The organism is Streptomyces sp. CG 926 (genome assembly GCF_003148825.1).
GTDB lineage: Bacteria > Actinomycetota > Actinomycetes > Streptomycetales > Streptomycetaceae > Streptomyces.
On record NZ_QGGZ01000003.1, the window covers coordinates 199,300 to 224,986 of the forward strand.

The 25,687-nt window shown below is 71.5% G+C and carries 29 protein-coding genes and 1 tRNA gene; 9 read left to right on the top strand and 21 right to left on the bottom strand.

All coding sequences use genetic code 11. From position 1 onward, the window contains the following. Positions 1 to 6: 6 nt before the first annotated feature. The 5 genes from BCL76_RS09390 to BCL76_RS09410 form a co-directional block, all read right to left on the bottom strand. A complete protein-coding gene (locus tag BCL76_RS09390) occupies positions 7 to 306 on the bottom strand; it encodes a hypothetical protein (protein WP_109779043.1) in 300 nt (99 codons plus the stop codon). Then, positions 303 to 1,148 (bottom strand): MBL fold metallo-hydrolase, encoded by an 846-nt coding sequence (locus BCL76_RS09395; RefSeq protein WP_109779044.1) that lies wholly within the window; start codon positions 1,146 to 1,148, stop codon positions 303 to 305. The genes BCL76_RS09390 and BCL76_RS09395 overlap by 4 nt, the downstream gene beginning before the upstream one ends. Then, positions 1,145 to 2,062, bottom strand: a complete 918-nt coding sequence (locus tag BCL76_RS09400; RefSeq protein ID WP_109779045.1) for an NUDIX hydrolase — start codon at positions 2,060 to 2,062, stop codon at positions 1,145 to 1,147. The genes BCL76_RS09395 and BCL76_RS09400 overlap by 4 nt, the downstream gene beginning before the upstream one ends. A gap of 191 nt (positions 2,063 to 2,253) precedes the next feature. Beyond that, the gene (locus BCL76_RS09405; RefSeq protein WP_030755866.1) at positions 2,254 to 2,724 is read right to left on the bottom strand and encodes a RidA family protein; all 471 of its coding nucleotides are present in this window, start codon (positions 2,722 to 2,724) and stop codon (positions 2,254 to 2,256) included. Continuing rightward, the gene (locus BCL76_RS09410; RefSeq protein ID WP_007264966.1) at positions 2,721 to 2,882 is read right to left on the bottom strand and encodes a DUF4177 domain-containing protein; all 162 of its coding nucleotides are present in this window, start codon (positions 2,880 to 2,882) and stop codon (positions 2,721 to 2,723) included. The genes BCL76_RS09405 and BCL76_RS09410 overlap by 4 nt, the downstream gene beginning before the upstream one ends. A gap of 176 nt (positions 2,883 to 3,058) precedes the next feature. Between BCL76_RS09410 and BCL76_RS09415 the strand changes: the two genes are divergently transcribed. After that, positions 3,059 to 4,042 carry an ArsA family ATPase gene (locus tag BCL76_RS09415; RefSeq protein WP_030755865.1) on the top strand — a complete coding sequence of 328 codons (984 nt, stop codon included), beginning with the start codon at positions 3,059 to 3,061 and terminating at the stop codon, positions 4,040 to 4,042. Positions 4,043 to 4,065: 23 nt separating this feature from the next. After that, positions 4,066 to 5,352 (top strand): ArsA family ATPase, encoded by a 1,287-nt coding sequence (locus BCL76_RS09420; protein ID WP_375137899.1) that lies wholly within the window; start codon positions 4,066 to 4,068, stop codon positions 5,350 to 5,352. Between the two features lie 29 nt (positions 5,353 to 5,381). On the opposite strand, the gene BCL76_RS09425 is transcribed toward BCL76_RS09420, so the two are convergent. Continuing rightward, on the bottom strand, positions 5,382 to 5,732 hold the full coding sequence (locus BCL76_RS09425; RefSeq protein WP_181382488.1) for a WhiB family transcriptional regulator: 351 nt from the start codon (positions 5,730 to 5,732) through the stop codon (positions 5,382 to 5,384). 385 nt (positions 5,733 to 6,117) lie between these two features. Between BCL76_RS09425 and BCL76_RS09435 the strand changes: the two genes are divergently transcribed. Continuing rightward, on the top strand, positions 6,118 to 8,448 hold the full coding sequence (locus BCL76_RS09435) for a transglycosylase domain-containing protein (protein ID WP_109779048.1): 2,331 nt from the start codon (positions 6,118 to 6,120) through the stop codon (positions 8,446 to 8,448). A 110-nt stretch (positions 8,449 to 8,558) separates the two neighbouring features. On the opposite strand, the gene BCL76_RS09440 is transcribed toward BCL76_RS09435, so the two are convergent. After that, complete coding sequence (locus BCL76_RS09440; RefSeq protein WP_030755860.1) at positions 8,559 to 9,020, bottom strand: GatB/YqeY domain-containing protein; 462 nt, start codon at positions 9,018 to 9,020, stop codon at positions 8,559 to 8,561. A gap of 68 nt (positions 9,021 to 9,088) precedes the next feature. On the opposite strand from BCL76_RS09440, the gene BCL76_RS09445 reads away from it, so the two are divergent. The 3 genes from BCL76_RS09445 to BCL76_RS09455 all read left to right on the top strand — a co-directional run bounded on the left by BCL76_RS09445 (position 9,089) and on the right by BCL76_RS09455 (position 10,860). Continuing rightward, positions 9,089 to 10,027 (top strand): metallophosphoesterase, encoded by a 939-nt coding sequence (locus BCL76_RS09445; protein WP_109779049.1) that lies wholly within the window; start codon positions 9,089 to 9,091, stop codon positions 10,025 to 10,027. A gap of 12 nt (positions 10,028 to 10,039) precedes the next feature. After that, positions 10,040 to 10,747, top strand: a complete 708-nt coding sequence (locus BCL76_RS09450; protein ID WP_109779050.1) for a Pr6Pr family membrane protein — start codon at positions 10,040 to 10,042, stop codon at positions 10,745 to 10,747. A 39-nt stretch (positions 10,748 to 10,786) separates the two neighbouring features. After that, positions 10,787 to 10,860 (top strand) — tRNA-Pro (locus tag BCL76_RS09455). An 89-nt stretch (positions 10,861 to 10,949) separates the two neighbouring features. Here the strand turns inward: BCL76_RS09455 and BCL76_RS09460 are convergent. From BCL76_RS09460 to BCL76_RS38880, 5 genes are all read right to left on the bottom strand, one after another. Next, entirely contained in the window at positions 10,950 to 11,228 is a 279-nt protein-coding gene (locus BCL76_RS09460) for a hypothetical protein (RefSeq protein ID WP_109779051.1), read from the bottom strand. Positions 11,229 to 11,284: 56 nt separating this feature from the next. Next, on the bottom strand, positions 11,285 to 11,800 hold the full coding sequence (locus BCL76_RS09465; protein WP_181382489.1) for a DUF5956 family protein: 516 nt from the start codon (positions 11,798 to 11,800) through the stop codon (positions 11,285 to 11,287). A 79-nt stretch (positions 11,801 to 11,879) separates the two neighbouring features. Then, positions 11,880 to 12,464, bottom strand: a complete 585-nt coding sequence (locus tag BCL76_RS09470) for an HD domain-containing protein (protein WP_109779052.1) — start codon at positions 12,462 to 12,464, stop codon at positions 11,880 to 11,882. A 6-nt stretch (positions 12,465 to 12,470) separates the two neighbouring features. Continuing rightward, on the bottom strand, positions 12,471 to 13,772 hold the full coding sequence (gene codA / locus BCL76_RS09475) for a cytosine deaminase (RefSeq protein WP_181382490.1): 1,302 nt from the start codon (positions 13,770 to 13,772) through the stop codon (positions 12,471 to 12,473). Positions 13,773 to 13,807: 35 nt separating this feature from the next. Next, positions 13,808 to 13,975, bottom strand: a complete 168-nt coding sequence (locus BCL76_RS38880) for a hypothetical protein (RefSeq protein WP_158781069.1) — start codon at positions 13,973 to 13,975, stop codon at positions 13,808 to 13,810. A gap of 97 nt (positions 13,976 to 14,072) precedes the next feature. Between BCL76_RS38880 and BCL76_RS09480 the strand changes: the two genes are divergently transcribed. Continuing rightward, on the top strand, positions 14,073 to 15,878 hold the full coding sequence (locus tag BCL76_RS09480) for a S9 family peptidase (RefSeq protein ID WP_109779053.1): 1,806 nt from the start codon (positions 14,073 to 14,075) through the stop codon (positions 15,876 to 15,878). Between the two features lie 43 nt (positions 15,879 to 15,921). Then, positions 15,922 to 16,686 carry an SURF1 family protein gene (locus BCL76_RS09485; RefSeq protein WP_109779054.1) on the top strand — a complete coding sequence of 255 codons (765 nt, stop codon included), beginning with the start codon at positions 15,922 to 15,924 and terminating at the stop codon, positions 16,684 to 16,686. A gap of 147 nt (positions 16,687 to 16,833) precedes the next feature. Here the strand turns inward: BCL76_RS09485 and BCL76_RS09490 are convergent, their stop codons facing one another. The 7 genes from BCL76_RS09490 to BCL76_RS09520 all read right to left on the bottom strand — a co-directional run bounded on the left by BCL76_RS09490 (position 16,834) and on the right by BCL76_RS09520 (position 23,039). Continuing rightward, positions 16,834 to 17,919: a hypothetical protein gene (locus tag BCL76_RS09490; protein WP_109779055.1), complete on the bottom strand. Its 1,086-nt coding sequence runs from the start codon at positions 17,917 to 17,919 to the stop codon at positions 16,834 to 16,836. Then, complete coding sequence (locus BCL76_RS09495; RefSeq protein WP_258309546.1) at positions 17,916 to 18,509, bottom strand: SigE family RNA polymerase sigma factor; 594 nt, start codon at positions 18,507 to 18,509, stop codon at positions 17,916 to 17,918. The genes BCL76_RS09490 and BCL76_RS09495 overlap by 4 nt, the downstream gene beginning before the upstream one ends. Positions 18,510 to 18,926: 417 nt before the next feature. Then, entirely contained in the window at positions 18,927 to 20,000 is a 1,074-nt protein-coding gene (locus BCL76_RS09500; protein ID WP_109779056.1) for an aspartate-semialdehyde dehydrogenase, read from the bottom strand. Then, complete coding sequence (locus tag BCL76_RS09505; protein WP_030755832.1) at positions 19,997 to 21,271, bottom strand: aspartate kinase; 1,275 nt, start codon at positions 21,269 to 21,271, stop codon at positions 19,997 to 19,999. Before BCL76_RS09505 ends, BCL76_RS09500 begins: the two co-directional genes overlap by 4 nt. 146 nt (positions 21,272 to 21,417) lie before the next feature. Further along, positions 21,418 to 22,065: a DUF5063 domain-containing protein gene (locus tag BCL76_RS09510; RefSeq protein ID WP_030755830.1), complete on the bottom strand. Its 648-nt coding sequence runs from the start codon at positions 22,063 to 22,065 to the stop codon at positions 21,418 to 21,420. Continuing rightward, complete coding sequence (gene recR / locus BCL76_RS09515; RefSeq protein WP_030010802.1) at positions 22,058 to 22,657, bottom strand: recombination mediator RecR; 600 nt, start codon at positions 22,655 to 22,657, stop codon at positions 22,058 to 22,060. Before recR ends, BCL76_RS09510 begins: the two co-directional genes overlap by 8 nt. Before the next feature lie 37 nt (positions 22,658 to 22,694). Further along, complete coding sequence (locus BCL76_RS09520) at positions 22,695 to 23,039, bottom strand: YbaB/EbfC family nucleoid-associated protein (RefSeq protein ID WP_109779057.1); 345 nt, start codon at positions 23,037 to 23,039, stop codon at positions 22,695 to 22,697. Positions 23,040 to 23,308: 269 nt separating this feature from the next. Here BCL76_RS09520 and BCL76_RS09525 point away from each other — a divergent pair, with 269 nt between their 5' ends. Next, positions 23,309 to 24,055, top strand: a complete 747-nt coding sequence (locus tag BCL76_RS09525) for an SLATT domain-containing protein (protein ID WP_181382491.1) — start codon at positions 23,309 to 23,311, stop codon at positions 24,053 to 24,055. Positions 24,056 to 24,161: 106 nt separating this feature from the next. On the opposite strand, the gene BCL76_RS09530 is transcribed toward BCL76_RS09525, so the two are convergent. Both BCL76_RS09530 and BCL76_RS09535 read right to left on the bottom strand, forming a co-directional pair. After that, complete coding sequence (locus BCL76_RS09530; RefSeq protein ID WP_109779058.1) at positions 24,162 to 24,812, bottom strand: hypothetical protein; 651 nt, start codon at positions 24,810 to 24,812, stop codon at positions 24,162 to 24,164. 96 nt (positions 24,813 to 24,908) lie between these two features. Further along, complete coding sequence (locus tag BCL76_RS09535) at positions 24,909 to 25,574, bottom strand: GntR family transcriptional regulator (RefSeq protein ID WP_109779059.1); 666 nt, start codon at positions 25,572 to 25,574, stop codon at positions 24,909 to 24,911. Positions 25,575 to 25,687: the final 113 nt, after the last annotated feature.

The window sequence follows — 25,687 nt, forward strand, 5'->3', positions numbered from 1 at the left end:
TCCGGGTCAGGCCTTCTCGGCCTCGGCCAGGCGGTCGACGGCCAGCTTGGCCTCCGCCAGGCCCGCGCCGGTGATCCGGCGGTACTCCTTGATCGCCGAGATGTGTCGGTCGGCCCTCAGGTGGGCGCGTACCTCGTCCATCCCGGCCGGCTCCGGTTCCTCGATGCCGAAGTGCTCCAGTACCAGGGCCAGTCGCCGCTCCGTGCGGTCCGCCTGGTGCTGCAGGCTCTGCACCCGAAGGGTCACCGTCGAGGTGATCCATCCGGCCGTCGCGACCAGCACGACCAACAGGAACACGGTGTTCATTCAGGCCCTCCCGGGATCAATCCGTGATCTTGAAGGTACTCCAACTGCGCCCGGACGGACCATTCGGCGGCCGGCCACAAGGATCGGTCCACGTCCGCGTAGACCTGGGCGACGACCGCCTGCGGGGTCAGGCAGCCGTTCTCGACGGCGGTCTCGACCTGGGCGAGCCGGTGGGCCCGGTGGGCCAGGTAGTACTCGACGGCGCCCTGCGCGTCCTCCAGGACCGGCCCGTGGCCCGGCAGGACGGTGTGCACCCCGTCGTCCACGGTGAGCGAGCGCAGCCGGCGCAGGGAGTCCAGGTAGTCCCCGAGGCGGCCGTCGGGGTGGGCGACGACGGTGGTACCGCGACCCAGGATGGTGTCGCCGGTCAGTACGGCCCGGTCGGCGGGCAGGTGGAAGCAGAGCGAGTCGCTGGTGTGGCCGGGGGTCGCCACCACGCGCAGCTCCAGCCCGCCGGTCCGGATCACGTCACCGGCGCCCAGGCCCTCGTCCCCCAGGCGCAGGGCCGGATCCAGGGCGCGGACCTTCGTACGGGTGAGCTCGGCGAAGCGACCGGCGCCCTCGGCGTGGTCGGGGTGGCCGTGGGTGAGCAGGGTGAGGGCGATCCGCTTGCCCGCCTGCTCGGCGGTGGCGATGACCGCCCGCAGGTGTATGTCGTCCAGCGGGCCGGGATCGATCACGACGGCGAGGTCGGATCCGGGCTCCGACACCAGCCAGGTGTTGGTGCCGTCGAGGGTCATCGCGGAGGCGTTGGGAGCCAGGACGTTCACCGCGCGGGCGGTCGCCGGGCCCGAGGTGACGACTCCGCGGGGCTGTCCGGGCAGTGCGGCGGCGTCGGTCATGCGGGGCCTCCGGGGCCGGCGGGACGTCCGGGGCGGACGCGCTTGGTGAACTCGTCGTGCCCCGGCCAGCTGAGCACCAGCTCGCCGTCCTCCAGCGTGGCCTGGGCCAGCACCGGGGCGAGGTCCTGCTCGGCCGCGGCGGCGAGCGCGCCCGCGGCGCTCCCGTACGGCTCCAGCGACCGCAGCGTGGAGATGGTGGGCGGCATCATCAGCAGCTCGCCCTTGTCGTACCCGGCGGCCGCGTCCGTGGGCCGGATCCACACGGTCCGGTCGGCCTCGGTGGAGGCGTTGCGGGTGCGCTGGCCCTCGGGGAGAGCGGCGACGAAGAACCAGGTGTCGTAGCGGCGCGGCTCGAACTCGGGGGTGATCCAGCGCGCCCAGGCGCCCAGCAGGTCCGAGCGCAGCCGCAGACCGCGGCGGTCGAGGAACTCCGCGAAGGACAGCTCCCGCGCCACGAGGGCCTGCCGGTCGGCCTCCCAGTCGTCCGCGGTGGTATCACCGACGACCTCGTCCGGGGTCTGCCCGGCGAGCAGGACGCCCGCCTCCTCGAAGGTCTCCCGTACGGCGCCGCAGACGATGGCCTGGGCGGTGAGGGGATCGGTTCCGAGCCGGGCGGCCCAGTCCTCCCGGGAGGGACCCGCCCAGCCGACCTGGTGCTCCTCGTCGCGCGGATCGACCCCACCGCCCGGATAGGCGTACGCGCCCCCGGCGAAGGCCATGGAGGCCCGTCTGCGCAGCATGTGCACGGCGGGACCCTCGGGGGTGTCGCGCAGGAGCATCACGGTGGCGGCGCGCCGCGGCTGCACCGGGACGAGCGAGCCGTCCGCGAGCGCGCGGATGCGGTCGGGCCACTCCGGCGGGTACCACTGGCCTCCGGCGGGGGGCTGCTGCTGTCCATGCTGACCATTCGGCATGGCCGGATGCTACGGCCATCCGGCCCGATGTTCGAGGGTCCCCCGTCGCGGGTGGCCGGCGCGGTGGCCTGCACGGGTGGTCGGCGCGATGGCCGGCGCGGGCGATCCCGCGCCCGGGGCAGCACGCGGAACGGGCCGGGACGCGCGCGTGCGCGTCCCGGCCCGTCCCTGCGGAACCCACCCCGAAGGGATCAGGCTCCGGCGACCAGCTCCACCTGGATCTCGACCTCGACCGGGGCGTCCAGCGGCAGGACCGCCACGCCGACGGCGCTGCGGGCGTGGACGCCCTTCTCGCCGAGGACCTCGCCCAGCAGCTCGCTCGCACCGTTCAGCACGCCGGGCTGGGCCGTGAAGTCGGGGGCGGAGGCGACGAAGCCGACGACCTTCACGACACGCGCGATCTTGTCGAGGTCACCGACGACCGACTTGACGGCGGCCAGGGCGTTCAGCGCGCAGATCGCCGCCAGCTCCTTGGCCTGCTCCGCCGAGACCTCGGCGCCGACCTTGCCGGTGATCGGCATGCTGCCCTTGACCATCGGGAGCTGGCCCGCGGTGAAGACGTACGAGCCCGACCGCACGGCCGGCTGGTACGCGGCCAGCGGCGGGACGACGCCCGGGAGCGTCAGGCCGAGCTCGGCCAGCTTCGCCTCTACGGCACTCATGCCTTCTCCCGCTTGAGGTAGGCCACGAGCTGCTCGGGGTTGTTCGGGCCGGGCACGACCTGGACGAGCTCCCAGCCGTCCTCGCCCCAGGTGTCCAGGATCTGCTTGGTGGCGTGAACCAGCAGCGGGACCGTCGCATATTCGAACTTCTTGGTCATGGGAGCGAGGGTAGTGCCTGTCGTGCGGGCCGCATGCCGCGCCCGGAAGCGACGGCCGGACACCTCACCCGAGCAGGCGTCGAGCCGGCCCGACGTAACGGAGCTCACCCCCGAACACTCCGGCAGAACCACCCGGCACCACCGGAGTCGAACCGAAGGAATTAGGCTCGGACGCTGTGAGCAGGCTCCAGGTGGTCAGCGGCAAGGGCGGCACCGGCAAGACCACGGTCGCCGCAGCACTCGCGCTTGCCCTCGCACGCGAGGGCGGCCGGACTCTTCTGGTGGAGGTCGAGGGCAGGCAGGGGCTCGCGCAGCTCTTCGGCGCCGAGGCACTCCCCTACGAGGAACGGAAGATCGCCGTGGCGCCCGGCGGGGGCGGTGAGGTCTACGCGCTCGCCATCGACGCCGAACGGGCGCTGCTGGACTACCTCCAGATGTTCTACAAGCTCGGCTCGGCCGGCCGCGCGCTCAAGAAGCTCGGCGCCATCGACTTCGCGACGACCATCGCCCCGGGGCTGCGCGACGTGCTGCTGACCGGCAAGGCGTGCGAGGCGGTACGCCGCAAGGACAAGGCCGGCCGGTACGTCTACGACCACGTGATCATGGACGCGCCGCCGACCGGGCGGATCACCCGGTTCCTTAACGTCAACGACGAGGTGGCGGGCCTGGCCCGGTTCGGGCCGATCCACAACCAGGCCCAGGCCGTCATGAAGGTCCTCAAGTCCCCCGAGACGGCCGTGCACCTGGTCACCCTCCTGGAGGAGATGCCCGTCCAGGAAACCGCGGACGGCATCGAGGAGCTGCGCCGGGCCGGCCTGCCCGTCGGGCGGGTCGTCGTGAACATGGTCCGGCCGCACCACCTGGACGAGGACACCCTGCGCACCGCGGCCGGCGACCACCGCGCCGAGGTGGCGAAGGCGCTGTCCCGGGCGGGTCTCGGCGGGGCGCGCCGTGGCGGGCTGGCCGAGCGGCTGGTGGACCCGCTGCTCACGCAGGCCGCCGAGCACGCGAGCCGGGTGGAGCTGGAGCGCGCGCAGCGCTCCGTACTGGCGGGGCTGGACCTGCCGACGTACGAACTGCCGCTGCTCGGCGCGGGGATGGATCTGGCCGGGCTCTACGCGCTGGCCAAGGAATTGCGGAAGCAGTCGGTGGCCGAATGAGCGAGGGGGTGGACACCGTGGGCATGGACACTCCGCCGCGGCTGGCGGTCGACCGGCTGTTGGACGACCGGGAGACCCGGATCATCGTGTGCTGCGGGGCGGGCGGGGTCGGCAAGACCACCACCGCCGCGGCCCTCGGCGTACGGGCGGCCGGGCGCGGGCGCAAGGCCGTCGTGCTCACCATCGACCCGGCGCGGCGGCTCGCGCAGTCGATGGGGATCGACTCGCTGGACAACACCCCGCGCAAGGTGGGGACCGTAGGGGCGGGCGGCGGCGAACTGCACGCCATGATGCTGGACATGAAACGGACCTTCGACGAGATCGTCGAGGCGCACGCGGACGGCGAGCGGGCCCGGGCCATCCTCGCCAACCCCTTCTACCAGTCCCTGTCGGCCGGCTTCGCGGGCACGCAGGAGTACATGGCGATGGAGAAGCTGGGGCAGCTGCGGGCCCGCGACGACTGGGACCTGATCATCGTCGACACCCCGCCGAGCCGGTCCGCGCTGGACTTCCTGGACGCGCCGAAGCGCCTCGGGTCCTTCCTGGACGGGAAGTTCATCCGGGTGCTGATGGCTCCGGCGAAGGTGGGCGGCCGGGCCGGGATGAAGTTCCTGAATGTCGGCATGTCGATGATGACGGGCACCCTCAGCAAGCTGATGGGGGCCTCGCTGCTGAAGGACGTCCAGACCTTCGTGGCCGCGATGGACACGATGTTCGGCGGCTTCCGCACCCGCGCGGACGCCACCTTCAGGCTGCTGCAGGCTCCCGGCACGGCCTTCCTGGTGGTCGCCGCGCCCGAGCCGGACGCCCTGCGCGAGGCGGCGTACTTCGTGGAACGGCTGGCCGCGGAACGCATGCCGCTGGCCGGTCTGGTACTGAACCGGGTGCACGGCAGTGGCGCCGACCAGCTGTCCGCCGAACGGGCGTTGGCCGCCGCAGAGAATCTTGAAGAAGGCGGCATTGTCGATCAGGAGTCCGGGAAAGCTGGACTTCGTGACTCGGGCTCGGAACCCACCGAGCCCACCGAGCCCGCCGCAACCACCCGGACCGCGAACCCTCCCGAGACAGGCTCCCCCGGCACCGAAGGCGATACCGCGGTCGTCGACCGGATCACGGCAGGACTGCTGCGTCTGCACGCGGAACGCATGCAGGTGATCGCGCGTGAACAGCGCACACGCGATCGCTTCACCTCGCTCCACCCCGAAGTGGCGGTGGCGGAAGTGACCGCCCTGCCCGGCGATGTGCACGACCTCGCCGGGCTACGGGCCATCGGAGAACGACTCGCGGCCGGGGTACCGGCCGGAGCGTAGGCGTTCGTACGTCGTGGCCGCCGTGTGATCTACCCGGCTGCCGCGTATGTCTCGTACGCCACGTCGATCTCCGCGTCTGCATCCATGGTGAGGATGCCCGTGCTGCGCTCGTACTCCGTACGTGCGGTTTCGAGCAGCCGTCGCCACGAGGTGACGGTGGGACGCCGGCGCAGCAGCGCACGTCGTTCCCGCTCGGTCATTCCGCCCCACACGCCGAACTCGACACGGTTGTCGAGCGCGTCGGCCAGGCACTCGGTCCGCACCGGACATCCGGTGCACACCGCCTTGGCCCTGTTCTGTGCCGCTCCTTGAACGAATAGTTCATCCGGATCGGTAGTGCGGCAGGCTGCCTGCGCACTCCAGTCGGTAACCCAGCCCATCCCGGCGCCGTCCTCTCCCGAATCGAGGCTCCCCCACGGCGGTAGCGGCATATTCACCGCTGCCAGTTGAGGACGTTACGGAAGGCGAGCACAGTGCAACACCCCCGACGGGCCCAATCTTGAATGGTCCGAACGGACTATGGGTAAGCGGCAGATCACCCGACGGAGTGATCCGGCGACATGCCCGACCATTGCGGCAATTCGGGTGTAATCGTGCGTTCGACTTCAGCAGAGGGGCCAGATTCGGACATGCGTCCACCCCATTCGGGAAGGGTGAAAATCAAGCCGAGGGGTTGATGTCGCACCACACTGCTGTGACAGTTGGGGACAGCTTAGGCCAAGGCATTCGCATGTGTCCGGCGAATGAGAACGTAGGCTGCCCCCTATGGGAAAGAAGCGCTCGGGCGGCGGGCTCACGGGGAGCCAGCAGGCCGCCAAGTTCCTCGGGGTGTCCGTCCTCTCCGGGGTGGTACTGGCCGGCATGGCGATTCCGGCCGCAGGCGCCCTGGGCCTGGCGGCCAAGGGGACGGTCGAGGGATTCGACGAGATCCCGGCCAATCTCAAGACTCCGCCACTGAGCCAGCGGACCACGATTCTGGACGCCGAGGGTGGCACGATCGCCACCGTCTATTCGCGCGACCGTCAGGTGGTCCCGCTCACGGCGATCTCCCCGTACATGCAGAAGGCCATCGTCGCCATCGAGGACTCGCGTTTCTACGAGCACGGCGCGGTCGACCTCAAGGGCATCCTGCGCGCGGTCAACCGCAACGCGCAGGAAGGCGGAGCCGCGCAGGGCGCCTCCACCCTCACCCAGCAGTACGTGAAGAACGTGTTCGTCGAAGAGGCCGGCGACGACGAGACCAAGGTGCGCGAGGCCCAGGAGAAGAGCCTCGGCCGCAAGATCCGCGAGCTGAAGTACGCGATCCAGGTCGAGGAAGAGCTCGGGAAGAAGAAGATCCTCGAGAACTACCTCAACATCACCTACTTCGGCCAGCAGGCGTACGGAATCGAATCCGCCGCCCAGCGCTACTTCAGCAAGCCGGCCAAGGACCTGACGCTGGAGGAGTCCGCGCTGCTCGCGGGCGTCGTGCAGTCGCCGAGCCGGTACGACCCGGTGAACGACGCGCAGGAGGCGACCAAGCGCCGCAACATCGTCCTGCAGCGGATGGCCGACACGAAGGACGTCTCGCAGGCGGAGGTGGACGCGGCGAAGGCGAAGCCGGTCACCCTCAAGGTGACCAAGCCCAAGAACGGCTGCATCACCGCCGTCAAGGGCGCGGGCTTCTTCTGCGACTACGTGCGCAACTCCTTCCTGACCGACACGGCCTTCGGCAAGACGCGCGAGGACCGGGCGAAGGTCTGGAACCAGGGCGGCCTGACGGTACGCACCACCCTGGACCCGCAGTCGCAGGACGCGGCCAACGAGTCGATCAAGGACCACGTCTACCAGGAGGACTCGATCGCGACGGCTGTGACCATGGTCCAGCCGGGCACCGGTCGGGTGCTGGCGATGGGTCAGTCCAAGCCGTACGGCTTCGGCAAGAACGAGACGCAGATCAACTACTCCGTGGACAAGCGGATGGGCGGCTCGAACTTCGGCTTCCAGGTCGGCTCGACCTTCAAGCCGTTCATCGCCGCGGCCGCCATAGAGCGGGGCATGCCGGCGACCAAGGTGTACCAGGCGCCGAACAAGATCGATTACCCGACGCCGATCCCGCGCTGCGACGGCAGCCAGTGGCTGAACCTGCCGATCAACGGCAAGATCCAGACGGCGAAGAACGAGACCGAGGACGAGGTCGGTCCGTACGCGCTGCGGACGGCGATGGAGAAGTCCATCAACACGTACTTCGTCGAGATGATCGGCGAGATCGGCCTCTGCCCGGTGACGGAGATGACGCAGAAGCTCGGCGTGGTCCCGGCCGACGGCTCCAAGATCCCCGAGTCCCCGTCGATCGCGCTCGGCTCCGCCGAACTCTCCCCGCTGACGATGGCCAACGCGTACGCGACCTTCGCCAACCGCGGCGTCTACTGCACGCCGGTCGCCATCGAGTCGATCACCGACGCGCACGGCAAGGCGCTCGCGGTGCCGAAGTCCAAGTGCGAGCGGGCGATGGCCACCGAGACGGCCGACACCATCAACACCCTGCTGCGCGGAGTCGTCGACTCCGGTACCGGTGAGCGGGCCGGTCTCAGCGACCGCGACAGCGCCGGCAAGACCGGTACGACGGACGAGCGCTACAACGCCTGGTTCGTCGGCTACACGCCGAACCTCTCCGGCGCGGTGTGGGTCGGCTCGGGCGGCGCGAAGAAGATCACGATGGAGAACATCGTCATCGGCGGCAAGCCCTTCGACAAGGTCTTCGGTGGTGGCCTGCCCGGCCCGATCTGGAAGGACGCGGTCAGCGGCGCGCTCTCCGGCCGTGAGTCGGGGAACTTCGTCACGGTCGGCATCGCGGAGCCGACCCTTCCCACCGGCGGCCCGCGCGGGAACAAGCCGCCCACGACGAACCCGAACAAGCCCGGCAAGCCCGGCGGTGACGGCAAGCCCGGTGGCCGGCCCGGCGGCCACAACGGCGGAGCCAACGCAGGCGCGGGCGGCGGCGGCACGGCTGGAGCCACGGGCGGGGCCACGGGCGGTGCGGGCGGCGGTGTCGAACCGCAGCCCCCGTTCCCCGGGCTCACCGAAGGAGTGATCGGCGGCCGCGACGACCAGTAGCGGTCGACGCACAGCACGACACGCGAAAGGGGGGAGGCCCCGGCCGACACGGCCGGGGCCTCCCCCCTTCGTACGTCTCGTACGTCTCGTACGTCTCGTACGTCGTGGTCCTACGAGAGCTGCTGCTTGACGACGGCGGCGACGCGCCCGCCCTCCGCCAGCCCGGCGACCTTCGGGTTCACGATCTTCATGACGGCACCCATGGCACGCGGCCCCTCGGCACCCGCGGCCTTGGCCTCCTCGACGGCCTGTGCCACGATCGCCACGAGCTCGTCGTCGCTGAGCTGCTTGGGCAGGTACGTGTCGAGGAACTCGCCCTCCGCGGTCTCGCGCGCGGCCTGCTCGGGACGGCCGCCCTGGGCGAAGGCGTCCGCGGCCTCACGGCGCTTCTTCGCCTCCTTGGCGATCACCTTGAGGACTTCCTCGTCGGAGAGCACACGTGCCTCCTTGCCCGCGACCTCCTCCTTGGTGATGGCGGAGAGGGTCAGGCGCAGCGTGGACGAGTGCAGTTCGTCGCGCGCCCTGATGGCGGTCGTGAGGTCTTCCTGGAGCTTGGCCTTGAGCGTGGTCATGGTTGTGAGTCTGCCAGGTGCGGGGGCGGTGGCGCTCACGGGTTTTCCGCGTCTGCGACGATGGGTCCATGCGTGCGCGTTACGGAGTACCCCTGAAGGCGGCTGCCGGAATCGCTGCGGTGGGGGCCGCGGGTGTGGCCTATGCCGCCGGTTTCGAGGCACGGTCCTTCCGCCTGCGCCGGGTCACGGTGCCTGTCCTTCCCCAGGGGATGCGCCCGCTGCGCGTGCTCCAGGTCTCCGACATCCACATGGTCGGTGGACAGCGCAAGAAACGTGCCTGGTTGCAGTCCCTGGCCGGCCTGCGCCCCGACTTCGTCGTCAACACCGGCGACAACCTCTCCGACACCGAGGGCATCCCCGAGCTGCTCGACGCCCTCGGCCCCCTGATGTCCTTCCCCGGTGTGTACGTCTTCGGGTCGAACGACTACTACGGACCGCGGCTGCGCAACCCCGGGCGCTACCTCCTCGAGAAGGCCCAGGGCCGGCACGGGCTGAACGGCAACAAGCCGGTCGTCGGCGCCGTCCACAACCCGTGGGAGGAGATGCGGGACGCCTTCGACGCGGCCGGCTGGCTGAACCTCACCAACACCCGGGGGCGCCTGAAGCTGGACGGGCTGGAGCTGGCCTTCACCGGGCTCGACGACCCGCACATCAAGCGCGATCGCTACGCCGAGGTCGCCGGCGGCCCGGAGGCGGACGCCGACTTCTCGATGGCGGTCGTGCACGCCCCGTACCTGCGCGTCCTGGAGTCGTTCACCGCCGACCGCTACCCGCTGATCCTGGCGGGTCACACCCACGGCGGGCAGCTGTGCATCCCCTTCTACGGGGCGCTCGTCACCAACTGCGACCTGGACACGAAGCGGGTCAAGGGGCTCTCCACGCACGAGGCCGAGGGCCATCGCGCGTACCTGCACGTCTCGGCGGGCTGCGGCACCAACCGGTTCACCCCGGTCCGCTTCGCGTGCCCGCCGGAGGCGACGCTCCTGACCCTGACCCCGAAGGGGTAATACGCTGCGGGGATGACCGCCCCGTCGCGCCTCGTCCCGGTGGTGTTCCGCGCCCTGGTCTGCGGCGCGGCCGTGGTGGGGGTGGTCATCGACTGCGTGTACGGGAGCGTGCCCGTCGTCCTGAGCTACTTCACGATCTGGACGAACATCCTGGTCGCGCTCGTGCTCGGGGTGTCGGCGGCGCGCGCCTGGCGGCGCCGGCCCGATGTCGCTCCCCTCTACCGGGGCGGGGTCCTCCTCTTCATCCTGATCACCGGACTCGTCTTCCACCTGGTCCTCGCCAACCCCTCCAGCCCCTTCAACGTGGTCCCGGAGCTCGACCGGCTGACCGGCGCCAGGGCCGTCGCCAACCAGCTCCTCCACACGGTCACCCCGGCCGGCGCCCTCCTGGACTTCCTCCTCCTGACGACCCCGCGCACCCTGCGCCCGCGCCATGCCGCCCAGTGGTTGGCCTACCCGCTGACGTACGTGACCTTCGCGCTGCTCCGCGGCGCCCTGCTCGCCCCCGACAGCGCGCGCCGGTACACGTACCCCTTCATCGACGCGGCCCGGTACGGCTACGCCCGCGTGAGCCTGAACGCCCTGGTCCTGGGCGCCGTCTTCTACGCCCTCGGCCTCGCCCTGGTCGCGGCGGACCGCTTCCGCCCGATGCCTCCCCTGGCCCCGCGACCGCTCCGCGAAAACCGGATTTCGTCTCCGGCGAGAGGTCCGCTAAAGTAATCGATGTCGCCAGGGCAGCAAGCGCTGCAAGGCGGCGATCGGGGTGTAGCGCAGCTTGGCAGCGCGCTTCGTTCGGGACGAAGAGGTCGTGGGTTCAAATCCCGCCACCCCGACAGAGTAAGACCAGGTGAGAGCCGGTACAGAGCAATCTGTACCGGCTCTTTCTGCTTCCGGGCGACCCGAGGAGCCCGTAGCCGCCCTCTCAGTACGGGCGGGGGGACATGATGTGCGGCTCGATGGCCGGGGCCTCGAAGATGCAGCGGGGGACACCCGGTCCGGGCGTCGCGCGGACGGAGACCTGGGTCGGTGGATCCGTCGGCAGCTCGACGTGCACGGTCACCGGGTGGTCGTCGTGCGTCGTGGCGTGTCCGGTCTCCTTGCCGTCGACCAGTACCTCCACGACCGCCTTGTGCCCCGTCTGGACCGTGGCGCTGACCGAGTGCCCATCGTGGTCGATGTGGAAGTGATGGCGCCGACCCATGAGATCGCCTCCCGTGACTGCCCCCTCATGACCAGGGTAGCCACGGGAGCGCGGGCTCACAGCTCGCCGGGGGCGCCGAGTTCGGCGAGTTCGACCCGGGCCAGGGCGAGGAAGGCCGCGGAGGGTCGGGCCGGCACGGCGCGCGTGTCGGCGAGGTCGTCGAGGTGGTCGAGGACGGCGGCCACGGTGGGGAAGGGGCCGACCGGACGGAGCAGCCACAGGCGCCCCCGCGGCCGGGGCGGGAGCCCGAGGACGGCGAGGGCCTCGTCGGCCTCGCGGTCGAGGTCCCGGAGGTCGGGCTCGGGCAGCGGGGCGCACTCGACGCCGGTGATGTGGCCGTGGCCGTCGAGGGCGGTGTCCACCGCCCAGTGCGTGGAGCGGTCGGGGATCCAGGTGCGGTCCGCCGGGGGCCAGACGTACGGGAGGAACACCCAGCGCAGGTCCTCGGGCGCCGGCTCCCAGCCGAGCACCTCCAGTTCCCGCATCTCGGGCAGCCGGTCCGGCTCCAGTTCGCTGCGGCCGGTGCGGCGCTGTGCGAGCGGGTGCGGTGTTCCGTCCTCGTCCCACGACATGCGGGCACGTTATCCGACACCGTGACCGATATGCGTGACCGATCTGTGTGACCGGTACGCGTGCCCCCGGCGGCCAGGGCTACCCCAGCGGGTTCGCCGCGATCCGGGTGGCCGCGCCCCCGGCCACGTACGCGGCCGCCGCGCACGTGGGCTTGCGGGCGGCCTGGTCCTCGACGAGCGCGAGGAACACGGCGCCGAAGTCGCCCCGCGGGTACGCGGTGAGGAGGTCGGCGGTGAAGGCGGGATCGAACTCGGCGAGGCGCAGGCCCGAGACGTCCGCGCTCGTACCGACCTGCAGCAGGTGGCTCTCCACGTCCTCGGCGGCGCTCACGTCGTCCCGCATGTGCAGCACGATGATCTCCTCGGCGCGCGCCCGCCGGGCCGCCGGCCAGCCCAGGCCCGCCGTCAGGACCCGTGCGACATGGCCGCCCGCCTCCTCGAAGGGCAGGGTGTGGCTGTCGAAGGGCGCGGTCAGGCCGAGGTCGTGCACCAGGGCGCTGACGTAGAGGAGTTCCTCGTCGTACGCCAGCTCGTGCTGCTCCGCGTACCGGGCCCCGAAGGCGAAGGAGCGGACCGAGTGGTTCAGGAGGGCCGTGTCCGCGTACTCCGAGGCGATCTCGTGCGCGGCGCGGGCCGATGCGGTGTCAAGTGTCCACGTCTTCATGGGGCGTCAGCGTAGGCGTCGGGCGAAGTCGACCTCGGACGGCGGCTCCCCCGGCCAGTTCAGCCGGGTCGGGGCGGGCGGGGTCTCTGCGAGGACGGTGCCGCGCGAAACCACGTACCGCGGGCGGACCTGGCGGCGGATCGCTTCCTCGGGCGACGGGGCCGGGAGCAGGACGAACGAGGCGGGGGCGCCGGCGGTGATGCCGTACTCCGTCTCCGCGAGGCCGAGCACCCGCGCCGCACGCTCCGTCACCATCGAGAAGGCCAGCGGGATCTCGTCGGCCCCGGTGAGCTGGGCGGCGTACAGCCCGACGAGGGCGGTCTGCAGCGGGTTGGCGGTGCCCAGCGCGTTCCAGGGGTCCATCACGTCGTCGTGGCCGAAGGCGACGTTGACCCCGGCCGCCAGCATCTCCTTGACCTGGGTGAGGCCGCGCCGCTTGGGATAGGCGTCGAAGCGGCCTTGGAGGCCGAGGTTGGCGAAGGGGTTGGAGACCAGGTTGATGCCGGAGCGGGCGAGCAGGCGCTGGAGTTTGAAGCTGTACGCGCCGTTGTAGGAGCCCATGGCGGTCGTGTGCGAGGCCGTGGCGCGCCCCCGCAGCCCCGAGCGCAGGGCGAGGGTGGCCAGCAGCTCCACGAAGCGCGACTGTTCGTCGTCGATCTCGTCGCAGTGCGCGTCCACCCGCAGGCCGTGTTCCTCGGCCAGGGCGAAGGCCGTGTGCAGGGACGCCAGGCCGTCCTCGCGGGTGTCCTCGAAGTGCGGGATCGCGCCGACGACGTCCGCCCCGCGGGCGACGGCCTCGCGCAACAGCCCCTCGCCGCCCGGGAAGGAGACGATGCCCTCCTGCGGGAAGGCCACGATCTGCAGCGTCATGACGTCACGCACCCGGTCGCGCACCTCCAGCAACGCCTCGAGCGCGGTGAGGTCCGGGTCGGTGATGTCGCAGTGGGTCCGTACGTGCAGCACCCCGTGGGCGGCCTGCCAGCGCAGCACCTCCGTGGCCCGCGCGATCACGTCCTCGCGGGTCAGGGTCCGCTTGCGCTCGCTCCAGCAGGCGATGCCCTCCCACAGGGTGCCGGAGGCGTTTGGGCGGGGCTCGCCGACGGTCAGCGCCGTGTCGAGGTGGATGTGCGGCTCGACGAAGGGCGGCGTGAGCAGGCCGCCGTGGGCCTCGACGAGGATGCCGGTGGCGGGCGGTTCCTTCTGGTCGTCGTACGGGATCACCCGCGCGATGCGGCCGTCCTCCGCGACCTCGACGTCGGACAGGCCGTGAGTGTGCAGCAGCCGGGCGCCCCGGACGATCATCCGCATGACGCCAGCCTAGAGAGACATCCGGCGGAGCGGGCCTAGCCGCGCTTGGCCTGGGCCTTCTGCTGCATGCCGCGCGTCTTCGCGGCGGTGCTGTGCATGTCCCGGACCGCAGCCTTGGCGCGGGCCTCGGCAGCCGTGTTCTTCGCCAGCGCGCGCTCGGAGTCCTGGTGGCTGTGGTGGCCGGTGCGGGCCTTCTTGGCCATGATCGTTCCTCCTCGGACGGGACGGCCGATGCGTTCCACTCTCCGCCCGTTCCCGGCGGTCGGCATCCCGAGGAGCCGTGCGGCCACAATGGGGCGCATGACCAGCGACAGTGAGATGACTCCCGACATGCCCGACTGGGAGAAGCGGTTCCGGGCACCGCGCGTCGGGCTCCCCGACTGGGCCGAGGACGCCCCGGACCGTTCGCTCTTCGTCTCCAACGCGACCGGCACCTTCGAGATCTACGCCTGGAACCGCGCCACCGGCGAGCAGCGGCAGGCCACCGACCGCCCCAACGGCACCACCGACGGCACGCTCTCCCCCGACGGCGAGTGGATCTGGTGGTTCTCCGACACCGACGGCGACGAGTTCGGCACCTGGGTGCGCCAGCCCTTCGCGGGCGGCCCCGACGTACCGGCCACCCCGGGCCTGGAGCCCTCGTACCCCGCCGGGCTGGCCATCGGGCGGGACGGGACGGCCGTCGTGGGGCGCTCCACCGACGAGGACGGCTCGACCGTGCACGTGGTCCGGCCCGACGGCTCCGCGCCCACCGTGATCTACCGACACCGGGAGTCGGCCGGCGTCGGCGACCTGTCCCGCGACGGCACCCTGGTCGCCGTCGAGCACACCGAGCACGGCGACGCGATGCACTCCGCCCTGCGCGTCCTGACCCTGGACGGGAGCACCGTCGCCGAGCTGGACGACACCCGGGGCGGCTCCGAGGACCTGGGCCTGGAGGTCCTCGGTTTCGCCCCGGTCGCCGGCGACACCCGGCTGCTCGTCGGTCACCAGCGGCGCGGCCGCTGGGAGCCGATGGTCTGGGACGTGGCCACCGGCGCCGAGCAGGAGCTCGCGATCGACCTGCCGGGCGACGTCAGCGCCGAGTGGTACCCGGACGGGTCCGCGCTGCTGGTCGCGCACAGCTTCGAGGCGCGCAGCGAGCTGTGGCGCTACGACCTGGCCGCGCGGGAGCTCGTACGGGTGGACACGCCCCCGGGGTCGGTCTCGGGGGCCACGGCGCGGCCCGACGGGACGGTGGAGTACCTGTGGTCCTCGGCCGCCGAGCCCTCGACGGTACGGTCCACCGCGGGCGGGATCGTGTTGGACCCGCCCGGTTTCCGGGCGCCCGGCTCGCTGCCGGTCCAGGACGTGTGGGTGGACGGCCCGGGCGGGCGGATCCACGCGCTGGCGCAGCGGCCGGCGGGCCACGGCGAGGGCCCCTTCCCGACGATCTTCGAGATCCACGGCGGGCCGACCTGGCACGACAGCGACTCCTTCGCGTCGGCCCCGGCGGCCTGGCTGGACCACGGCTTCGCCGTGGTGCGGGTCAACTACCGGGGCTCGACGGGTTACGGCCGTGAGTGGACCGACGCCCTCAAGCACCGGGTCGGGCTGATCGAGCTGGAGGACATCGCGGCGGTCCGGGAGTGGGCGGTGGCCTCCGGCCTCGCGGACCCCGCGCGCATGGTGCTCTCGGGCGGTTCCTGGGGCGGGTACCTGACGCTGCTGGGCCTGGGCACGCAGCCCGACGCCTGGGCCGTGGGTCTGGCCGCCGTACCGGTGGCGGACTACGTGACGGCCTACCACGACGAGATGGAGGCGCTGAAGGCGCTGGACCGCACCCTCTTCGGCGGTACGCCGCAGGAGGTCCCGGACCGGTTCGAGGCGTCCTCTCCGCTGACGTACGTGGACGCCGTGAAGGCGCCGGTGCACATCGCGGCCGGGGTGAACGACCCGCGCTGCCCGATCCGCCAGATCGACAACTACGTGGACCGGCTCGCGGCGCGCGGGGCGGTGCACGAGGTGTACCGCTACGACGCCGGGCACGGTTCGCTGGTGGTGGAGGAGCGGATCAAGCAGGTCCGGATGGAGCTGGAGTTCGCGCTGAAGCACCTGCCGCACTGACCCTGCGGGCGGGCGACCGGTGCACCCCCCGTACGGTGGTGGGGTGCACCGGTTTCTCCTGACCCCGCGCTGGTGGGGGATCAACGTCTTCGTCGCGCTCGCCGTTCCCTTCTGCCTGTACATGGGGTCCTGGCAGCTCGGCCGGTTCGAGGATCGCGTCGACAGCCACCGGGAAGCGAACGCGCAGCAGCCCGCGGACCAGGTGGCCGCCCCTCTGGACTCGCTGCTTCCGGTCGACAAGACGACCTCCGGACGGATGGCCGCCACGGCCGGGGAGTACGGGGATCAGCTGCTGGTGCCCGAGCGGCGGCTGGACGGTGCGTCCGGGTTCTACGTGCTGACCCTGCTGAAGACCGACTCCGGCAAGGCCGTCCCCGTGGTCCGGGGTTGGCTGCCGGGGGTGGCGGATCCCGCGAAGGCGCCCGCCCCGCCGACCGGCCGGGTCGAGGTCACCGGGGCCCTGCAGTCCGCGGAGAACTCCGGGACGAAGGGGGTCCACTCCCAGGGCGGGCTGCCGGCCGGGCAGCTCGGGGTGATCGGGGCGGCCTCGCTGGTCAACATCGTCCCGTACGAGCTGTACGACGCCTGGCTGACCGTGCAGACCCCGTCGGACGGGATGACGCCGGTGCCCGCGCAGGCACCGACCGACACCGGGCTCGACCTGAAGGCCTTCCAGAACCTCGGCTACACCGGCGAGTGGTTCGTCTTCGTCGCCTTCGTGCTCTTCATGTGGTTCCGGCTCTACCGTCGTGAGGTGGAGACCATCCGCGACGCCGAAGCCGGCCTGCTGGAGCCCGCCGCGCGGTAGCCGCGCGCCGTCCGGAAAAGCCCCGGCCATCACCACAACGGCCCCTGGCACGGGCTCCGAGGCGGACCCTTGCGTCAGGCCCGGCAGGCCGGGCGGCAGGCTCCGACGGCAGGTCAGGGCACCAGGGCCCGGCGCCAAGCCCCGGATCTAGGACAGCGGGATCGCGCCGGTCCGGTAGACCGTTCCGCCGCAGGCCTCGGGGATCGTCGTCCGCGTGGTCGCCGCCCCCGACTGCGGGGTGTGCGAGACGGCCACTCCGGCCGGGGCCGGGGTCGCGCCCGCCTGCGGTTCGGTGCCCGTACCGCTGCCGGTACCGCCCGTGGCACCCGCCGTGTCGCCCTGCGGGGCCTTCGCGCCCGCGTCCGGATTCGCCTGCGAGCAGCTCTCCCCCGACGGCACCCACGCGAAGCGGACCTCGTACGCCGTGTTCGGCGGAAGCACCAGCGCCGAAGCGGCCGCCGCCGGGTCGGGCAGCAGCCCGCTCGCCGGATCCCCCGCCGTGTGGCCGACCACGGCGACCGCGGAGGCCGCTCCGGTCCCCGCTCCGGGCGCCGGGGCCGCCGTCACGGTGTCCTGGCCGCTGACGGCGCAGCCCTGCGCCGAGATGTTGGTGACCCGGAAGCTGCCGTAGACCTTTCCGTCGGTCTCCGGGGATCGGGCCGAGCCCACCACCCCGAGCTGGTCGGCGCCGCATCCGGGCACTCCCGGCGCCGCCACCGGCGGCAGCGGGCCCGAGCCCACCACCGAGCCGCCGGAACCGGCCGGTCCGGCGGCGGTCCCGGCGCCCGACGGGCCTGCCGTCAGACCGCCCACCGGGGGGCCCGCCGTGGCGCTCGGCTGCCCGGTGCCCCCACCCGAGGACGGCATCTCGCCGAAGGAGCGGGTCGACCTCGGCTGGGACCCGAAGCCGTTCTGGTGCGGATCGGAGGGCGACGCGGCGCGCCGGTCGTCCGTGGCCGAGCCGTGCCCGGCCATCGCCGGGTGGTCGGTGGCCGCGCCATCGGCGGCGGACAGGTGCAGCGCGGTCGGGATCGTCGTCCCGGCGAGCAGGACGGCCGCGGCGGCGCCGACGAGGGCGGCCCGGCGGTTACGGGTCCGGCGCGCGGGGACGGCGTCCCGTAGTCGCTCCAGCGCGTTCGCGGAGGGCTGCAGGCCCTCGACGGCCCCGCGCAGCAGGATGCGCAGCTCTTCTTCCCCGCTCGCCCCGCCCGGCGAAGTGTGGTCGTCCATCATGACTGCGCAGCCTCCATCGCCACCCGCAGCGCGGCAATGCCCCGCGATCCGTACGCCTTCACCGATCCGAGCGATATGCCGAGCGTTTCGGCGACCTGGGACTCCGTCATGTCCGCGAAGTAGCGCAGCACGAGCACCTCGCGCTGGCGGCGCTGCAGTCCACGCATCGCCTTGATCAGATCGTCGCGTTCCAGCTGGTCGTACGCGCCTTCTTCGGCGCTGGCCATGTCCGGCATCGGCTTCGAGAGCAGCTTGAGGCCGAGGATGCGGCGGCGCAGGGCGGACCGCGAGAGGTTCACGACGGTCTGGCGCAGGTACGCCAGGGTCTTCTCCCGGTCGCGGACCCGGTTCCGGGCGGAGTGCACCCGGATGAAGGCCTCCTGGACCACGTCCTCGCAGGAGGCGGTGTCGTCGAGGAGCAGCGCGGCCAGGCCCAGGAGCGAGCGGTAGTGCGCCTGGTAGGTGGCGGTGAGGTGGTCGACGGTGGTGCCGGCCACCACCTCGGCGGCGACGGCCGTCTCATCCGTCTCGTCCGTCTCGGGCTTCCCGGTCGTCTCGGCCGTCACGGGCTTCTCAGCCGTCTCGACCATCTCGACCGTATCGGCCTTCTCCGCCTCGCCCTTGCTGCTCCCGTCCGTCTCAGCGCCGTCGCGCGGCGCGGGCACGAGGCCGCCCCTGATCGTCACGGCCGTGCGTACGGGCGCCTCTGTCGGCCCCACCGGCGGGACGGGCACGATCACGGGAAAACCGCCGCCGGGCGCACGGAGACGCCGGCGCGACGGGATGATCCCGATCTGCGCCGGACGGACGGCCGGTTCGAGCAGTGTGTCTGCCACGCCGGTTGGACACGCGTCCCCCCATCAGGGTTGTACGCGCGAGGCATCCTCACCAGCAAAATCCCTCTTGCCCTCATGCGTACCCGCTCTTCCCGATTGCCCCGTCTTTATCGAGACGGCAGTCGGGCCATCACCTTGATCAAGGGATCAGCACCGATCCTACAAAGCGAATTACGCAAATTCACCTGCGATCAGTTCCGCGATCTGTGTGGCGTTCAGCGCTGCGCCCTTGCGGAGATTGTCTGCGCACACGAAGAACTCCAGGGCGTGAGGATCGTCGAGCGAGGCCCGTACCCGGCCCACCCAGGCGGGATCCGTCCCCGCCGCGTCCACGGGGGTGGGGAACTCCCCGGCCGCCGGGTCGTCGACGAGGACCACGCCGGGCGCGGCCTCCAGGATCTCCCGGGCGTGCGCTGCCTCGACCTCACGCTCGAACCGGGCCCGCACGGTCAGCGAATGCCCGGTCAGCACCGGCACCTGGACGCAGGTCACCGACACCGGGAGCTGCTCCAGCTGCAGGATCCGGCGCGTCTCCCCGCGTACCGCCAGCTCGTGCGAGGACCAGCCGTCCGCGCGCAGCTCACCGGACCAGGGCACGACGTTGAGGGCGAGCGGGGCCGCGAAGGGGCCGGTGTCCTCGCCCACGGCGCGTCGTACGTCCCCGGGCTGCTCGCCCAGGGAGGTACCGGCGACCAGCGACTGCTGGCGGCGCAGTGTCTCGGATCCGGCCCGCCCGGCGGCGCTCGCGGCCTGGTACGAGGAGACGACCAGGTCGCGCAGCGCGTACTCGGAGTGCAGCGCGCCCAGGGCCGCGATCATGGTGGCGGTCACGCAGTCCGGGCCGGCGACGATGCCGCGCGGCCGGATCCGTACGGCGTGCCCGTTGACCTCGGGCACCACCAGCGGGACCTCGGGGTCCTCCCGGAAGGCGGCGGACAGGTCGATGACGACCGCGCCGCGCGTGGTGACCACGGGGGCCCACCGGGCCGAGACGTCGGCCGGGGTGAGGAAGAGGGCGATGTCGCCCGGTCCGAGGCCGTCGAAGGCGTCCTCGGTGAGGGCGATCACCTCGGTCTCCTGCGCGCGGACGACCAGCATGCGGCCGGCCGAGCGTGCGGAGGCGATCAGACGGATCTCGCCCCAGACGTCCGCCCGCAGGGACAGCATCCGGAGCAGGACCGAACCGACTGCACCGGTCGCCCCGACCACGGCGAGTGCCGGGCCGGAGGACCGGGTGCGGGTCATCGTCCGGTGCCTCCGTAGACGACGGCTTCGGCACTGTCGGAGTCGAGGCCGAAGGCCGTGTGCACGGCGCGGACGGCCTCGTTGACGTCGTCCTGGCGGGTGACGACCGAGATGCGGATCTCGGAGGTCGAGATCAGCTCGATGTTCACGCCCGCGTCGGACAGCGCCTGGAAGAAGGAGGCGGTGACGCCCGGGTTCGTCTTCATGCCCGCGCCGACCAGGGAGATCTTGCCGATCTGGTCGTCGTAGCGCAGGGAGTCGAAGCCGATGGCGCCCTTCGCCTTCTCCAGCGCCTCGATGGCCTTGTGACCCTCGGCCTTGGGGAGGGTGAAGGAGATGTCCGTGAGGCCCGTGGAGGCCGCGGAGACGTTCTGCACGATCATGTCGATGTTGATCTCGGCGTCCGCGATGGCACGGAAGATCGCCGCGGCCTCGCCCGGCTTGTCCGGGACACCGACGACCGTGATCTTGGCTTCGGAGACGTCGTGCGCGACTCCGGAGATGATGGCGTGCTCCACCTGCGCGTCCCCTTGCGGATTCTCGTTGCTGACCCAGGTGCCCGGCAGTCCGGAGAAGGACGAACGGACGTGGATCGGGATGTTGTAGCGGCGCGCGTACTCGACGCAGCGGTGCAGCAGCACCTTGGAACCGGAGGCCGCGAGCTCCAGCATGTCCTCGGAGGAGATCCAGTCGATCTTCTTGGCCTTCTTCACGACGCGGGGGTCCGCGGTGAAGACGCCGTCGACATCGGTGTAGATCTCGCAGACCTCGGCGTCCAGCGCCGCGGCGAGCGCGACGGCCGTGGTGTCCGAGCCGCCCCGACCGAGGGTGGTGATGTCCTTGGAGTCCGCGGACACACCCTGGAAGCCGGCGACGATGGCGATGTTGCCCTCGTCCAGCGCGGTGCGGATCCGGCCCGGCGTGACATCGATGATGCGCGCTTTGTTGTGGACCGAGTCGGTGATCACGCCTGCCTGGCTACCGGTGAACGACTGGGCCTCGTGGCCCAGGTTTTTGATCGCCATGGCCAGCAGGGCCATGGAGATCCGCTCTCCGGCGGTCAGCAGCATGTCGAATTCACGCCCCGCAGGCATCGGAGATACCTGCTCGGCGAGATCGATCAGCTCGTCCGTCGTGTCGCCCATCGCGGAAACCACGACGACCACCTGGTGGCCGTTCTTCTTGGCATCCACGATCCGCTTGGCAACACGCTTGATGCCCTCGGCATCGGCTACGGAGGAGCCTCCGTACTTCTGCACGACAAGGCCCACGTGCGCTCCTCGCTCAGTCCGTCTCATTGCTGGTGCAGTGTAACGAGCGACCGGGATCCGACCGCCTCGTACCACATCATGAGACGAGAAGATCAGAGAATGAGTTCCCTGTTCGGCACGGTCGCCGCGCCCGCTCCAGGTGGCGCTCAGGTACGGCCGAGTCCGCCGAGCTCCTCGGCCATCACCTGTCCGGCCTGTTCCGCGAGGTCGTCCTCGGTCATGTCCTCGTCCGTGTCCAGGCCGTCCAGGGCCGCGAGGGGCTGGTCGAGGCGGACGTGGGCGATCAGCGACTGCAGGGCGCGCAGTGTCGCCGAGGCGGTCGGACCCCAGTTGGTGAAGTACGAGAACTGCCACCACCACAGCGCCTCGGTGATCCGACCGGCCTGGTGGTGGATGAGCCCGTGCCGCAGGTCGGCGACCACGTCGGCGAGGTCGTCCGAGATCCGGTGCGCGACCGGGGCCTTGCGCGGCTCGTACGGGTCGAAGACCTCGGAGTAGACGTCGACCGGCTCCAGCATGACCGCGAAGCGCTCGCGCAGGTCGTCCACGTCCGGCTCCGGGCCCAGGTCGGGCTCGTAGCGCTCGTCGGGCAGGACGTCCTGGTACGCGCCCAGCCGGCCGCCCGCCAGCAGCAGCTGGGACACCTCCAGGAGGAGGAAGGGCACCGCGCTGTCCGGGTCCTCGCCCTTGGCCACCTCGGTGACCGCGACGATGAAGGACTCGATCTGGTCCGAGATCGAGGCGGCGAAGTCGTCCGGATCCTGTCCCAGGGCGTGCAGCGTTGCGTCAGACATCGAGAAGTCGCCTTCCTTCAAAGGCCCGCCCGAGCGTGACCTCGTCCGCGTACTCCAGATCTCCCCCGACGGGGAGCCCACTGGCCAGGCGGGTGACCTTCAGGCCCATGGGCTTGATCATGCGGGCGAGGTAGGTGGCGGTGGCCTCGCCCTCCAGGTTCGGGTCGGTGGCCAGGATCAGCTCGGTCACCTCACCGTCCGCCAGGCGAGCCAGCAGCTCGCGGATGCGCAGGTCGTCCGGGCCGACGCCCTCGATCGGGCTGATCGCGCCGCCGAGGACGTGGTACTTCCCCCGGAATTCGCGCGTCCGCTCGATGGCGACGACGTCCTTCGGCTCCTCGACGACACAGATGACCGTGGTGTCGCGGCGCGGGTCGCGGCAGATGCCGCACCGCTCCTCCTGCGCCACGTTCCCGCACACCGCGCAGAACCGGACCTTGTCCTTGACCTCCAGCAGCGCGTGCGCGAGGCGGCGGACGTCGGTGGGCTCGGCCTGCAGGATGTGGAAGGCGATCCGCTGCGCGCTCTTGGGCCCGACGCCGGGCAGCCTGCCCAGTTCGTCGATCAGGTCCTGAACCACGCCTTCGTACAACGGACTGCCTTCTTTCGTCGGATAGGGGTGAGGAGGGTCAGAACGGGAGGCCGGGGATACCGCTGCCGCCGCCCAGCCCCTGGGCCAGCGGGCCCAGCTTGCGCTGCTGGAGCGCCTGCGCATTCTCGTTGGCCGCCTGCACCGCGGCGACCACCAGGTCGGCGAGCGTCTCCGTGTCCGTGGGATCCACGGCCCTCGGGTCGATCACCAGGGCGCGCAGCTCGCCGGATCCGGTGACGGTCGCCTTCACCAGACCGCCGCCGGCCTGGCCCTCGACCTCGGTCCGGGCGAGCTCCTCCTGCGCGGCCGCGAGATCCTGCTGCATCTTCTGGGCCTGCTGGAGCAGCTGCTGCATGTTGGGCTGGCCACCACCGGGAATCACAGGGCACTCACTCCATACGTCGTACGTCGAGATCTTCGGAACGCTGGTCAATCCGAGCCTACGTGCTCCCCGGGCGCCGCGCCCTACGCCGTGAGGACCAACTCTTTCGAGTGAGAGACGGGGCGTACGCGTACCTGCTGGAGACCTCCTTGCGAGCGGAATTCCCGGGAATCGTCGCCCACCGCCCGTCATTCGAAGGTAGGAAGAGCATGCGCATCATTGCGCACACGCGCACCACCACACGTCAGCGCAGGCAGAGGGAGTGCCGGGTGAGCCAGCCGGAGATGCAGCCCGAGGGGCCACCCCGGGATCCCCGGGAGGAAGGCGGCGGACCGATGGCGGCGGGCGACCTGACCGGCCGGCCGTTCCCCCTCGGGGACTGGGGTGAGCCCGCCGAGCGGCTCGACGAGCTCTACCGACGGGTCGAGGCCGACGCGCTGCGCACCGCCGAGTGGTACCTGTCCGACCGGGCGTGGAAGCGGCGCGGTGCGCGCGTGCTGCGCGCGGGCGCCGCCGTGGGCGCCGTCACGGGTGCCTCGATGCCGCTGCTGGAGCTGACGGGCTCGATCCCGGGCGCCTCCACGTACGGCTACCTCGCGCTGCTGCTGGGTGCGGCCGCGCTGGCCTGCGACCGGTTCTTCGGGCTGACGTCGGGGTGGATGCGGGACGTGGCCACGGCCCAGGCGGTACAGCGCCGGCTGCAGACCCTGCAGTTCGACTGGGCCTCGGAGAACGTGCGCGAGGTGCTCGGCCCCACCGAGGGCACGGCCAGCGAGGCCGCGGAGCGGTGCCTGACCGTGCTGCGCCGCTTCTCCGAGGACATCACCGAGCTGGTGCGCTCGGAGACGGCGGACTGGATGGTGGAGTTCCGGGCCGGGCCCGCGCCGCTGGTGATGCAGTCGCTGGGGGCCTCCGGGGGGCGCGCGGACGCGAACATCCCGCCCGCCCGCTTCCCGCTGCCGCCGGGCACCAGACCGAACATGCCCCGGCAGCGGCCGCCGGAGCAGCCGCGCTGAGAGGGCGGGAGGGCCCTGCCGTTGCCGAGATGGGCGGGGCCACCGGGTCGAGGCGGGCGGGGCCGAGGTTCCGCGTAGCGGACCCGTACCCCGCCCACCGGACCGCTCAGCTGAAGATGATCATCGAACCCTGGCCGAGGCTCCGCGTCGCGGCCGCGTGCAGTCCCAGCCACACGTGCCGTTCACGGGCGAAGGGACTGTCGTCGTACGGGATCGGACCCGCCGGCTCCTCCAGCAGCGTCGGCCGCCCCGGCGGCGCCGGCGCGGCGGGCGGGTTCCCCGGGTCTATCCCGATGGCGGGGGCCACGAACAGCAGCTCCCGAAGCAGCCCCTGTGCGGACCCCAGCGGTCCACCCCCGGCCAGCAGCTCCTCGTTCGCCAGCGGAGCCGCGAAGTCCACCGGGACGTAGGCCCCGGCGTGGTCGTAGTGCCAGACCAGGTGCGACTGCTGGGCCGTGGGCTCGAACATCTCCAGCAGTTGCTCGTAGTCCCCACCCAGCTCGTCCACCGGGGTCACGGGCAGCCCGCAGAGCTGGAGCATGTACGCCCGCCTCAGGAAATGCAGGGCGTCGTAGTCGAAACCGGCGACCGGGGCGACGTCCCCGCTCAGGCCCGGCATGTAGGCGAAGACGGGCACGGACGGCAGTCCGGCCGCGCCCAACGCCCTGTCGTACGAGGCGATCTCTTCCGCGAAGGGGTTGTCGGGGCTGTGGCACAGCACGTCGACAAGGGGGACCAGCCACAGGTCACAGGCCACTCGGCCTCCGATCAGTCGATGCCGCCGATCAGGCCAGCGTAGTGGGCCGGACACCCTCCGCGAAGGGGTGCGCAGAACCTCGGGCCTCGGCGGGCTTCAGAGGCGGGCGGCCCAGGCCAGCGCGTGCTCGTTGTAGCCCCGTACGATGCCGCGCACCGCGTCGGCGTCGGCGAGCGTCACCGCGTCCACCAGCTCGCTGTGGCCGTCCCACAGGGCCGCGTGCAGCTGCGACTCGCGCTGCAGGTGGGGGACGGCGAAGACCCAGCACTGCACGCGGATGCGGTGCAGGAACTCGGAGATGTAGGTGTTGGCGACCAGCCCGCTCAGCTCCCGCCAGAAGCGCAGGTCGTAGCCGATCAGCACCTCGAGCGAACCGCTCTGCGCGGCCCGGTGGGCCTCCTCGCCCCGGCGGCGCACCGACACGAGCAGCTCGCCGGAGCCGGGGGCGGTGCCTCGCTCGGCGAGGCGGCGGAAGATCCCGTCCACGACGAGCGCGCGGGCTTCGATCATTCCCCGGAAGTCGTCCACGGAGAAGATCCGCACCCGGAAGCCACGGTGCTGGACCAGTTCGAGCAGTCCTTGGGCGGAGAGGTCGACGAGTGCCTCGCGTACCGGGGTGGCGGACACCTCGTACTGCTCGGCGATCTGCTTGACGGTGAACTCGGTCCCCGGAGGCAGGCGTCCCGCGAGCACCTCGTCACGCAGCGCGTCCGCTATCTGCTGGCGAAGTGTGTTGCGGGTGACAGCTCCGCTGCCTGGCATAGGGGTCCGTCTCCTGTCGTAGAGCTTCGGACACCATAGGCCAGACAACGCGGCTGAAAACCGATCGGTAGCTAACCGATATCCGACATCCGCACCCGCCGTGCGGGGCGGAT